Raw genomic sequence first — 12,074 nt, 5'->3', positions numbered from 1 at the left:
TGCGACCGGGACGGCCTTCATGCGTCAGGTGGCGTTGGAGCCAGTCAGGGGACGGCAGACCGAGTCCGCGATCATCTTGTGAAGCTGTTCATCGCTGAAGAGCGCGCGGCCCTTGCCGGTCTTGAGCGGGTCGAACAGCGTGTACTCAACTGCCCTGGCCGCAACGGCCTTCGTCAGCCAGCTCGGCGAGATGCCGAGCTTCCGCGCGGCGATCTTGATCGGGTAGAGGAGGATCCCCTCATCTGCCTCGGTGACGGTGGTCATGAACTCCTCCTGGGTGATGGCGTCGACGGGCACCTGCAGGGCCCGGGCGATGCCCGCGATGACCTCGTCACGCGGCTGTTTCTCGCCACGCTCGATCTGCGCGAGGTACGTCCACGCGATACCGGCCGCGGCAGCGAGCTGTCGCAGGCTGAGGCGTCGGGCATCACGGATGGCTCTGATAGCTGCTCCGTGCGGTGTCACCCTTGAAGGATGATGCGTCATGACGCTTCATGTCAAGGACCCATGCCGCACCATCGCCTCACAGCATGCAACGATGCCGCTTCTGGCGCTTCTTGACGCATCGTATGTCGACGCATCATGCGCCGCGAATGGTGATAGGGAGGCGCATGTGCACAGCGATGCCAAGCTTTCGCATATGCCGCCTGGCTTAATGGCAGGTCAACGGCGGACTATGTGGTGCATCTACCTGACGCATGTGCACTTCTATGAGGCATGATGCGTCTATGACTCGTGATTGGGCCCGCGCTGGGGCCGAGGTGAAGCTCGCGTATGAGGCCCTGGGGCTCGGCTCGGGCGAGTTTGCCGACATGGCGGGCATCTCCCGCAGCACGCTGCTGCGACTGGAAACCGGCAAGGGCGTGCCCACGATCAAGACCCTCACAGGCACTGAGCGTGCGATCGGCTGGCCGATGGGCACGCTGCGGGCCATCGCAGACGGCGCGGACGCCCCGGAGCCGACGGATACTCGTGTGCTCACCATTACTCGCCCGCCGGGCCTGGACGATCCGGGAGTGCTTGACCGACTCCCGGAAGAGATCCGCCAGGAGTTGGAGGCCGGCGATATCTACGGCGTAGATGTCGCCACCATCGGACGTAACGCGTCTGGCGCGCGGGTGGTGACGATCGCTCTGTTCGACCGGGCGAACGCTACGCCGGAGGAACTGAAGGAGCTACGGGACCAGTGGCAGGAGCATCGCAAGCTGCTGCGACATCCCCCGGCTGATGGATAAACCGGGACATCGATGCACAATCGCCTGTTCGATTCTTCACAACTCTCCACAGGTTCTTTTCAACGGCATGACAGATCCGGAAGCGTATGATTCGATTTCTCGTACGTCGGTAAACAAACCGATGGCGAGGGGATCTGATGAATGCACATTCGGAGCAGCAGCATGCACCGCCGCGCCTCATGGCAGTGCTGGAGATTCCGACCGAGGGGGATGTGACCATCGCGGTGATGGGTCACGATGGGCGGACGGCACCCCTGGTCAGAGCCATCGTGGCTGCACTAGCCAGGACATCGGAGTCCTGTCCTGCCACGTAGTCGATAGCGCGCCACCCGAGGCCGGGCAGCGGAGGTATGGGGACCTCCGAGCCCGGCTGCTCCATTTCCCTTAACTGGCAAGTCGACAAATCTGGGGGTCGACAAATGGCTCATGCAGAGAAACTCGTAAAGTCATGGCGCGTGAAGTACCAGCTCGCTGACGGCAGCTGGGCACCATGGATCAGCGGATTCCCCACCAAATCCGCAGCCCTCGCAAAGGGACGGGAACTCGAAGCCGCCTCGAAGGCCGGCACCTACGTGGATCCGAAGCTGGCGATGACGCCCTTCGGCAAGTGGGTGCCGATCTGGACGGCGGCTCAACGCGTCGATCCGGGGACGGTGGCGAAGCGCCGGCGCCTGCTCAAGACTCATCTGCTGCCGGAGTGGGAGAACACTCCCCTCTGCAAGATCAATCTGTTCGTCGCAAAGGCATGGGGGGCGCGGCAGACCTGCGACCAGGTGACTGTGGGCCACGCCCTGACTCTCCTCAGCATGATCCTGACTGGCGCGGCCGATGCGGAGTACATCACGCACAACCCGCTGGCCGGACGTCGCCGCAAGACCGGCGGCAGCAACATCGATGAGGAGGAGAAGGCCGAGAAGGTGTGGGCACAGCCGGATCAGGCCTATGACCTGTATGAGCGGCTCGGTGGCGTTGCAGGCCTGATGGTGCTCACCACCGCGTACACGGGCCTGCGCTGGGGCGAGCTCACGGGACTGCACAAGTCGAACTGCCTGCTGCTGCGACAGGATCGCGTTGCCGGGAAGGTCTACCCGCGGAAGGTCATCAAGATCGACCGGAAGGTGGGCGCCCTGCACGAGGTCGAGATCGAGGTGACGCCAGAACAGCTGGCGGAGTGGCGGGCGCGCGAGGATGCGCGGATCGAGGCCGGCATCGCCAAGGGCCGGTCGCCGCGCCGCCGGAAGGATCCAGAGACGCGGATCGCGCTGTACCTGGGCAAGCCGAAGAACAAGAAGAGTGCGCGCGAGGTAGATGTGCCGCCGTTCCTCGCCGAACTCCTAGCGGTACACATGGCGACTTGGAAGCACCCCTATCTCTTCACTACGCCGACAGACGGCGCCTGGTGGCGCCGGTCGAACTTCGGCCGGGCACTGCGGCCGGCGGCAGACGGCCGGGCGGAGAGCCTGCGCCGGGTGGGTACAGCGGGACATCCAGGGTGGGAGCCGATCGTTCCCGGCCTGACGATGCACGGCCTGCGGCACGGCCACGACACCTGGATGAAGGAAGACCACGTCGACAGAGCGCTGCGCTTCGAGCGGATGGGTTGGCTGGCCAAGGACATTGAGGGCGTCTACGAGCATGTGACGCCTCAGATGCGCCAGGATCTGCTGACCGCTCTCCAGGCACGCTGGGAAGGTGCCCTGAAGCACGCCCGGCAGGCGTCCTAAAAGTTGATCACCAGATCGACACCAGATGGATCTCCAAAGGCCCTTCCCGATCTTCCTGGAAGGGCCTTCTCCACCACTCGGGTGCTGGTCAGACGTTGTGCCCTAGGCAGGATTCGAACCTGCGACACCGGCTTTAGGAGAGCCGTGCTCTATCCCCTGAGCTACTAAGGCGTGGGTGGCTGCTGCTGGAGCGGCTGAGGGACAGCGTACCCGGTCCGGGGCTGCGTCCGCGTACAGGTATCGGCGATCCTGACCGTGCCCGCCCCCGCAGTGTGTGGTTGCCGGGGCGGGCACGGTCGGTCGGAATGGGCGTCGGGCTCAGCCCAGGTGGGCCGGGGTGGTGCCGTCGGCGTGGTGCTGTCGGCCGGCGTTGATGGCGAGCCCGGTGACGAGCATGGCTGCCAGGAACAGGGCTCCGGCGGCGGTGAAGGCCATCGTGTAGCCGTGGGTCAGCGCGGACGAGGCCTTCGACACGAGGGAGGCGTCCTTGGTGGCCAGGCCTCGGTAGAGGGCGGAGGCCGCCTGGGGCAGCCTGTGGTCGGCGGTCGAGGTGGAGATGGTGGACAGGACGGCCAGGCCCAAGGCTCCGCCGATCTGCTGGGCGGTGTTGAGCAGGGCGGAGGCGACGCCGGTGTCCTGGTGGGCGACGCCGCTGACCGCCCCGAGGGTCATCGGGACGAAGCTCATACCCAGGCCGAGGGAGGTGACGAACATCGCCGGCATCAGCTGCCCGGCATAGGAGGAGTCCGGTTCCAGGGTGGCGAACCAGAACATGCCCGCCGCCGTGACCAGCAGGCCCGGGCCGGCCAGCAACCGCAGGGGGTGGTGCGTGACGAGCTTGGAGCTGGCGCCTGCCGCAACGGCCATGCCGACGCTGAAGGGCAGGTAGGCGAAGCCGGTCCTGATGGCGCTGTAGCCGAGGATCAGCTGCATGTAGAGGGTCAGGAAGTAGAAGAAGGCGAACATACCGGAGCCGATGAACAGCATCGTGGCGTAACTGCCCCACCGGCTCCGGTCGTTGAACAGGCGCAGCGGCATCATCGGGTCCGCGGTGCGGGCCTGCAGCAGCAGGAAGGCGGCCAACAGGGCCGCCGCGGCGGCGAAGGAGACCAGGGTCAGGCCGTCGGTCCAGCCGTGCTCACCGCCCCGGGTGATGCCGTGGACCAGGGCGATCAGGCCGCCCGTGCCGGTGATCGCGCCGGGGACGTCCGGGCGGCCGGGGTGGCGTTCGGCCTCGACGAGGGTCTTCGTCCCGGCCAGCACCGCGACTCCGATGGGGATGTTGACGAAGAACACCCAGCGCCAGTCCAGGGTGTCGGTGAGCACGCCGCCGAGCAGCAGTCCGACCGTGGCGCCGAGGCCGCCCATCGCGGCGTAGACGCCCAGGGCCTTGTTGCGCGGCTTGCCGGCCGGGAACGTGGTGGTGATCAGGGCCAGGGCGCTGGGCGCGGCGAAGGCCGCGCCGACGCCCTGCAGAATGCGCGCGCCGATCAGCAGGCCCTCGTTCGGGGCCAGTCCGCCGAGCAGGGACGCAAGGGTGAAGACGCCGATGCCGATCTGGAACACCCGTCGCCGGCCGTACAGGTCGCCTGCCTTGCCGCCGAGCAGCAGCAGGCCGCCGAAGGCCAGCGCGTAGGAGTTGACGATCCAGGCCAGGTTCGCGTCGGACACGCCGAGGTCGGTCTGGATGGCGGGCAGGGCGATATTGGTGATCGTGGCGTCGAGGATGACCATCAACTGGGCCGCGGCGACCACGAAAAGGGCCAGCCCGAGATGCCGGCCCTGCGGCGGTGCTCCGGACGTTTCCGTCCCCGCGGGGACGGCAGTAGTGACGCTCTCAGCAGACATGGTTCAAGAACTCCAGGGAGTGAGCCGGAAACAATTCCCCCGACCATGCGGCAGGCTTGGAATGCCGGTGCCACGATCGGGGAGGAGTGAGAGTGAACGGAATCTGACGAGACGGAACACTCGCTGTGCAATCCGAGGCCAGGGCACCGATACGGCACACGATCCGGGCTCGGGACGAGGTCCCACCGTAGCAGCCTCTCGCCATTGTCCAGGGCACAGGCCGCGGGATTCCCGGTGTTGTCAATCTCGCGCTTGACGGAATCGCGACGAGTGTGAGCAAAGGCCCCGGAGCCCATTTTCATTTCCTGCATTGCCCACACTTCCCGGGAATTGGCAAATCGATCGGGGGTCGACAGGCGACGGACGACGCCGATAGTCTCGAGCGATGATCACTGGGAATTCTCCGCTCGGGGCGGCCGTGACGCTGGCGGAGCTCGGCGAGGACCCGCATCCGGTGCTGGCGCGGTTGCGGGCCGAGGAGCCGGTGTCGTGGCTCCCGGCCCTCGGTGGCTGGCTGGTGACCCGCCGCGATCTGGCGGTCGCGGTGATGCGCGACGCCCGGACCTACACGGTGGACGACCCGCGGTTCTCCACGGCCCAGGTGGTGGGCCCGAGCATGCTCTCGCTCGACGGGCCCGAGCACGCCGCCCACCGTGATCCCTTCACCACGCCCTTCCGGCTGCGCGAGCTGCATGCCGGGTTCGCCGAGCGGATCCAGCGCCAGGCGACGCTGCTGGTGGACGGGTTGAGGCCGGACGGGACGGCCGAGCTGCGCCGCGCCTTCGCCGGGCCGCTGGCCGCCGTGGTGATGACCGACATCCTCGGGCTCGCCGGGGCCGACACCCCGACCGTCCTCGCCTGGTACGACGGCATCGTCCAAGCGGTCAACGAGATCACCGAGGGCCGCCCAGCCGGGCCTGCGGGAGCCACCGCCTATGCCGAACTGCGCGAGGCCGTCGCGGCCACCGTCCATGCAGGCGCCGACGGCGACGACCGCTCGCTCCTCGTCACCGCGGCCGGACGGCTGGGGCTGCCGGAGCTGACCTCCAACGCGGCGGTGCTGCTGTTCGGCGGCATCGAGACCACCGAGGCGATGATCGCCAACGCACTGCTGCACCTCCTGGAGCACCCGCGCCAACTCGCCCTGGTACGCGCCGATGACGACGCCAACGGCGCCGACGACACCCTGCTCGACAACGCGATCGAGGAGTCGCTGCGGCTGGAGCCGGGCGCAGCCGTCGTCGACCGCTACGCCACCCGCGACACCCGACTCGGCCCGGCCGAGATCCGGCGGGGCGACCTGGTCACCGTCTCCCTGGCCGGGGCCAACCGCGACCCCGCGGTCTTCACCGAACCGGACGCCTTCGACGTCCACCGGGCCAACTCCCGCCTCCAGCTGGCCTTCGCCCACGGCCCGCACTACTGCCTCGGCGCGCACCTGGCCCGCCTGGAGACACGGATCGCGCTGCGCACCCTGCTCGACGGCCTCCCCGGCCTGCGCCTGGACCCGGAGCGCCCGAGCGCCCCGCGCGGACTGGTCTTCCGCAAGCCCCCGACGCTGCACGCGCTCTGGACGGCGCCGTCCCCGTCAGGCTGACCGCACCCCCGCCGGGCTGACCGGTCGGGGGCCGAACTCCCGTACGGCAACTAGGCTCTCCAGCATCAAGCCACCGGTGCCGTGGCAGGAGCGGCGGCTGTGGTGGCGGCGAGAGAAGGAAGGCACCCACCATGACGACCCTCCACCGTGACCTGCTGATCAACGGCCAGGACGTCCCCGCGCTCTCCGGCCGTACCACCGAGGACCTCAACCCCTACACCGGCGAGGTCTATGCCACCGTCGCCGCCGCCGGGGTCGAGGACGTCGCCCGCGCCGTGGAGGCGGCCCATGCCGCGTTCCCCTCCTGGGCCGCGAGCAGCCCGTTCGCCCGGCGCACGGTCCTGCTGGCCGCCGCGGACCTGCTCGACGGCAGGGGCAAGGAGGCCGCCGAGCTGATGGCCGGCGAGACCGGCGGGATCACGCCGTGGGGCTACTTCAACGTCGCCCTGGCCGCGAACATCCTGCGCGAGGCCGCCGCCGGGACCACCGCACCGCGCGGCGAGGTCCTGAACGCCCAGGAGGACGGCGTGCTGGGCCTGGCGATACGCCGGCCGCTCGGGGTGGTGGCCGCCTTCGCGCCCTGGAACGCCCCGCTGATCCTGGGCATCCGCGCCGTCGCCGCCCCGATCGCGGTCGGCAACACGGTCGTGGTCAAGGCCAGCGAGGACGCGCCGATCGCCTGCGCCCTGTTCCTGGCCGACATCCTGCGCGAGGCCGGGCTGCCCGACGGGGTGGTGAACGTGATCACCAACGCCCGCCAGGACGCCGCGGAGATCGCCGAGGCGCTGATCGCCGACCCCCGTGTACGGGCCGTCAATTTCACCGGCTCCACCGGCGTCGGACGCATCATCGGCACCCACGCCGCCCGGCACATCAAGCCGGCCGTCCTCGAACTCGGCGGCAAGAACGCCATCATCGTCCTGGACGACGCGGACGTGGACTACGCGGTGGACGCCGCCGTGTTCGGGGTGTTCATGCACTCCGGCCAGATCTGCATGTCGGGAGACCGGGTGCTGGTCCACCAGAGCCTCGCCGAGGAGTTCACCGCCAAGTTCATCGCCAAGGTCGCCGCCCTGCCCTCGGGCGACCCGACCGACCCCGGCACCGTCATCGGCCCGCTGGTCAGCGTCGGTTCGGCCCGCCGGGTCGCGGCCCTGGTCTCGGACGCCGTCGCCAAGGGCGCCACGGTGCTGACCGGCGGGGGCGAGCCGCAGGGCGCGCTGCATCCGGCCACCGTCCTCACCGGTGTCACCGAGGACGCCGAGATCCACAGCCGCGAGGCCTTCGGCCCGGTCTGCGTGCTGACCGTCTTCAGCGACGACGACCAGGCCGTCGCCCTGGCCAACGACACCGACCACGGGCTCACCTGCGGCATCATCACCGAGAACGGCACCCACGGCCTCGCGGTGGCCGAACGCATCGAGACCGGGATCGTGCACATCAACGACCAGTCGGTGGCCGACGAGCCCCAGTCCCCCTTCGGCGGGACCAAGGCCAGCGGCTACGGCCGGTTCGGCGGTCACTGGGGCCTCGACGCCTTCACCACCACCCGCTGGGTCACGCTGGCCGCCAAGCACGCCCACTACCCGTTCTGATCCCTGCCCGTTCTGATCTGAAGATCGCCCCGTCGCTCCCGAGTCATGCGGCAATGGACCAATCGGCTTAGGGTCCTATGTACACCTTTGTACATATTTGCTGTGGATTTCCTTGGGAGCGACGCCATGACCCGTCCGACCACGACCACAAGCCGGGGTGCGACCGACCTCACGCGTTCCGCAGGCGAGAACCATCGCTGGTGGGTGCTGGCCGTCATCGGCCTGGCCCAGCTGATGGTGGTCCTCGACGCCACGATCGTGAACATCGCACTGCCCTCCGCACAGCGGGACCTGGGCTTCAGCAACGGCAACCGCCAGTGGGTGGTCACCGCCTACGCCCTGGCCTTCGGCAGCCTGCTGCTGCTCGGCGGTCGGGTCGCCGACCTGGTCGGGCGAAAGCGGATCTTCCTCATCGGCCTGGTCGGCTTCTCGGTCGCCTCGGCCCTGGGCGGGGCCGCCCCCAGCTTCGAGGTCCTGGTCATCGCCCGCGCCCTGCAGGGCGCCTTCGGGGCGCTGCTGGCCCCCGCCGCACTGTCCCTGCTCACCACGACCTTCAGCGACCCCAGTGAACGCGGCAAGGCCTTCGGCATCTACGGCGCCATCGCCGGCACCGGCGGCGCCGTCGGCCTGCTGCTTGGCGGGCTGCTCACCGAGTACCTGAACTGGCGCTGGTGCCTTTTCGTCAACCTGATCCTGGCCGCCGTCGCCTTCGTGGGCGCGGTACGGCTGCTGCACGCCGGCGCGCCAGAGGACCCGCCGAAGCTGGACATCCCCGGCACCGTGCTGGTCTCGCTCGGCCTGTTCGGCCTGGTCTACGGCTTCTCCAACGCCGAGTCGCACTCCTGGAGCGCCGTCAGCACCTGGGGCTTCCTGGTCGCCGGCGTCGTACTGCTGGTCGCCTTCGCCTGGTGGCAGACCCGCACCCGACACCCGGTGCTGCCGCTACGGGTGGTGCTGGACCGCAACCGCGGCGCCTCCTTCCTGGCGATGTTCATCGCCGGCGCCGGGATATTCGGCGTGTTCCTCTTCCTGACCTACTACCTGCAGCAGTCGCTGAAGTACTCGCCGGTGCTGACCGGCGTGGCCTTCCTGCCGATGGTCGCCATGATCATTTTTGCCTCGGTCACCGCCACCAACGCACTGCTGCCCCGGCTCGGCGCCCGACCGATCGTGCCGGTAGGCATGCTCCTGGGCGCCGCCGGGATGATCTGGCTGACCAGGCTGGACCTGCACAGCAGCTACGCCGCCGACGTCCTGCCGCCACTGCTGGTGATGGGGACCGGCATGGGGCTGATCTTCGCCCCGGCCATGTCCCTGGGCACCGCCGGAGTCGCCGCCCATGACGCCGGTGTCGCCTCCGCCACCGTCAACACCAGCCAGCAGGTCGGCGGCTCGATCGGGACGTCGCTGCTCAACACCCTGGCCACCAGCGCCGCCACCGCCTACCTGGTCGGCAAGCAGGCGACTTCGGCCAACCAGGCGCAGGCGCAGCTGCACAGCTACTCCACCGCCTACTGGTGGTCGGCCGGGTTCTTCCTGTTCGGCATGGTGGTCTGCGGGCTGATCTACCCCGCCGGGAAGCCGGTCATCCACCCGACGGAGGAAGGCGGCGGCGCGCCGCCCGTCCATATGTGAAGGTCCACCTGTGAACCGGCGGCGCGCAACCCCTGGGCTCACCCCAGCCTGGTGAGCTTGGTCGCCGCGGTGGGCTGCTTCAGCTCGGACTGCAGCACGACCGGGACCGTCTGCGCCGTGGCCCCGGTGCCGACGACCAGACTGCCGACCGTGGTCCCCTTCGCGGCCTTGCGCGGCAGGCCGCCACTGACCGGCGTCAGCGAGATGTTCACGGACAGGCCGCCCCAGCCGGCGACGGTGACGTCCTTGGACACCACCACCGGGGTCTTCCCGCCGAGGCCGTCGTCCACGTAGCCGACGACGTCGCCCTTCCTGGCCACGGTGTGCGACGTGAGTGCCTGCTCGGCGCTGACGACGACCTTCTGGCTGTTCTTCAGCACATTGGGAAGCCAGCCGCCGCCGTCACCGCCGGTAGCCGGCTGGCTCAGCACCACTCCGACGATGGTCTGCGTGGTGCCGCCGACCTTGGTCTGCGCGGCCCACATCAGGCAGCCTAGGGCAGCGCTGCTGGTGCCGGTCTTGATGCCGATCACGCCGTTCTTGCCGAGGTTGCTGTTGTTGTTGTAGACCAGCGTGCCGCCCGGCGGGGTGAACGAGGGGGTGCTGACGATCTCCCGGAACACCGCGTCCTGCATGACCACCTCGGCCAGCTTGAGCTGGTCGTTCGCGGTGCTCCTGGTGGTCCCCTGGAGACCGCTGGGGTCGGTGTAGGTGCTCTTGGACATGGACAGCGCGGTGGCCTCGGCCTGCATCTTGGTGACGAACGCCGCGTCGGTGCCGGCGTCCCAGCGGCCGAGCAGCCGGGCGATGTTGTTGGCGGACGGGATCAGCAGCATCTGCAGCGCCTGGTACTCGCTGATCTGCTCACCGACAGTGACCTTGACGACGGACTCCTGGTCCTTGACGCCGGTGTTGTAGTCGTCCACCGCCTGCTGGTCGACGGTGATCGTCGGGCCCTGCTCGTCCTTCTTCAGCGGGTGGTCCTTGAGGATCAGGTGCGCGGTCATCACCTTGGTCACGCTGGCGATCGCCACCGGGTCGTCCGAGCCCGAGTGGCCCAGCGTGCCGAGGCCGGAGACCTCGGCCGTCGCCTGTCCGCTGGCCGGCCAGGCGAGGGCGGGCGCGGAGCCGGTGAAGGCGTAGGCGGAGTCCGCGGTCATCTTCAGCGTCGGCGACGGCAGCGGGCGCAGCACCTGGACGATGGCGAGGATCGCCAGCAAAAAGCAGAGCAGGCCGCCCCAGATGGTGATCCGCTTCAGCGCGCGGCGCAGCGGGCCGGCCGGCTTGCGGCTGAGGGCGGCCAGCACGTCCATGGCCTCGGCGGTGGTCTCCGGGCTGGGGCTGAGCGGGGCGGAGCCCGTGCCGGAGCGGCCGTACGGCTGGGACGGGGCGGTCCCGGCGCGGGCGGTGGGCTCGTCGCGGTAGCCCCAGCCGAACTGTCCGAGGCCGGATGAGGACGGGACGGGGACGGGCTCCTCGCGGGTCAACTGGTCGTGGGCCGGCAGGTCATGGGTCTGCAACTCGCGGGTCTGCTGCTCGTGGGCCTGCTGCTCGTGGGCCCATGCTTCCGGGGCGTCGACGGCGGGAACCTCGGTGTGCTCCCGGGGGCCCTGCGGGATCGTGACCTGGCGCAGGGCCCGGGTGGGCTCGTCCAGCTTCGGCGCGCGGAGCGCCGTGGTCGGCGAGTCGAGGCCCAGTCCCCGGGCCCCCTCGTCCACCGACTCGGCATGGCCACCCGCACCCGCAGGCGCGGCGGTGCCCGCAGGGGCGGCAGCGCCCGCACGGGCAGCGGCGGCGGCAGAGGCGGCGGTGCCCGCAGGGGCGGCAGTGCCCGCAGGGGCGGCAGTGCCCGCAGGGGCGGCAGTGCCTGCACCGGCTTCGGCGCCCGTGCTGGTGCCTGCCTCCGCGCCCCCGCCGGTACCAGCGTCGGCGCCAGGACCGGTTCCTGCATCCGGATCTGCGGCGGTGCCCCCGCCAGTGCCTGCTGCAGCGCCTGCCTCGGCGGTCTCGGCGGTCTCGGAGGCATCCCGGTCTGCGGGGTCGGCGTCCGCCGAATCCGTCTCGACCTCGGCGTCCGCGTCAGTGTCCCCGTCCGCCTCCGCGGCTACCGCAGCGCCCGCGGGCGCTGCGGCGCGCGGGTCGGTCGGCGCGTCGGCGGCCTCGGCCGCCGCCCGCTCCCCCGGCAAGGGGCCGACGGCCTCCATGACGGACTGGGACGGTCGGGACGTGCCGGTGCGGGCGAACCGCGGCTCCGGCTTCGCCGCCCGGTCCTCGCCCGCTTCGCCGTTCCGCTCCACCCTGTCGGGGGACTCGCCCACGTAACCCAGCCTCCTCGCACGCCCGGAAGGACGCCCCTGCCGGGACGTCCTCCCCCAAGTTTCTTTCACAACCACGACAACGCTGGCCCGCGGCGCCTCCGACCGGCGATTCCTTTGCGATA

Annotated in this window: 8 protein-coding genes and 1 tRNA gene; 5 read left to right on the top strand and 4 right to left on the bottom strand. The window is 69.6% G+C overall.

Features of this window, described 5'->3' with window-relative positions:
• Positions 1–24: 24 nt before the first annotated feature.
• Positions 25–465 (bottom strand): helix-turn-helix domain-containing protein, encoded by a 441-nt coding sequence (locus ABH941_RS11395; RefSeq protein WP_370128785.1) that lies wholly within the window; start codon positions 463–465, stop codon positions 25–27.
• 263 nt (positions 466–728) lie between these two features.
• Between ABH941_RS11395 and ABH941_RS11390 the strand changes: the two genes are divergently transcribed.
• Entirely contained in the window at positions 729–1,235 is a 507-nt protein-coding gene (locus ABH941_RS11390) for a helix-turn-helix domain-containing protein (RefSeq protein WP_370128784.1), read from the top strand.
• Positions 1,236–1,690: 455 nt separating this feature from the next.
• Positions 1,691–2,959, top strand: coding sequence for a hypothetical protein (locus ABH941_RS11385; protein WP_370128782.1), 1,269 nt, complete (start codon positions 1,691–1,693; stop codon positions 2,957–2,959).
• Between the two features lie 98 nt (positions 2,960–3,057).
• On the opposite strand, the gene ABH941_RS11380 is transcribed toward ABH941_RS11385, so the two are convergent.
• Both ABH941_RS11380 and ABH941_RS11375 read right to left on the bottom strand, forming a co-directional pair.
• Positions 3,058–3,130 (bottom strand) — tRNA-Arg (locus tag ABH941_RS11380).
• Positions 3,131–3,277: 147 nt separating this feature from the next.
• Positions 3,278–4,807 (bottom strand): MFS transporter, encoded by a 1,530-nt coding sequence (locus ABH941_RS11375; protein ID WP_370128780.1) that lies wholly within the window; start codon positions 4,805–4,807, stop codon positions 3,278–3,280.
• Positions 4,808–5,192: 385 nt separating this feature from the next.
• Between ABH941_RS11375 and ABH941_RS11370 the strand changes: the two genes are divergently transcribed.
• From ABH941_RS11370 to ABH941_RS11360, 3 genes are all read left to right on the top strand, one after another.
• A complete protein-coding gene (locus tag ABH941_RS11370) occupies positions 5,193–6,404 on the top strand; it encodes a cytochrome P450 (protein ID WP_370128779.1) in 1,212 nt (403 codons plus the stop codon).
• Positions 6,405–6,535: 131 nt separating this feature from the next.
• Positions 6,536–7,999: an aldehyde dehydrogenase family protein gene (locus ABH941_RS11365; RefSeq protein ID WP_370128778.1), complete on the top strand. Its 1,464-nt coding sequence runs from the start codon at positions 6,536–6,538 to the stop codon at positions 7,997–7,999.
• Positions 8,000–8,125: 126 nt separating this feature from the next.
• Positions 8,126–9,634, top strand: coding sequence for an MFS transporter (locus ABH941_RS11360; protein WP_370128777.1), 1,509 nt, complete (start codon positions 8,126–8,128; stop codon positions 9,632–9,634).
• A 38-nt stretch (positions 9,635–9,672) separates the two neighbouring features.
• Here the strand turns inward: ABH941_RS11360 and ABH941_RS11355 are convergent, their stop codons facing one another.
• Positions 9,673–11,952: a D-alanyl-D-alanine carboxypeptidase gene (locus ABH941_RS11355; RefSeq protein ID WP_370128776.1), complete on the bottom strand. Its 2,280-nt coding sequence runs from the start codon at positions 11,950–11,952 to the stop codon at positions 9,673–9,675.
• Positions 11,953–12,074 lie beyond the last annotated feature (122 nt).

Source organism: Streptacidiphilus sp. EB103A (assembly GCF_041261405.1).
Lineage (GTDB): Bacteria > Actinomycetota > Actinomycetes > Streptomycetales > Streptomycetaceae > Streptacidiphilus.
The sequence above is the reverse complement of the archived record's forward strand: the minus strand, read 5'-3'. Positions and strand labels throughout refer to the sequence as shown.

Coding starts and splice junctions, on each gene's coding strand:
- ABH941_RS11390 (WP_370128784.1), top strand. CDS start 729: ATGACTCGTGATTGGGCCCGCGCTGGGGCCGAGGTGAAGCTCGCGTAT.
- ABH941_RS11375 (WP_370128780.1), bottom strand. CDS start 4,807: ATGTCTGCTGAGAGCGTCACTACTGCCGTCCCCGCGGGGACGGAAACG.
- ABH941_RS11370 (WP_370128779.1), top strand. CDS start 5,193: ATGATCACTGGGAATTCTCCGCTCGGGGCGGCCGTGACGCTGGCGGAG.
- ABH941_RS11365 (WP_370128778.1), top strand. CDS start 6,536: ATGACGACCCTCCACCGTGACCTGCTGATCAACGGCCAGGACGTCCCC.
- ABH941_RS11360 (WP_370128777.1), top strand. CDS start 8,126: ATGACCCGTCCGACCACGACCACAAGCCGGGGTGCGACCGACCTCACG.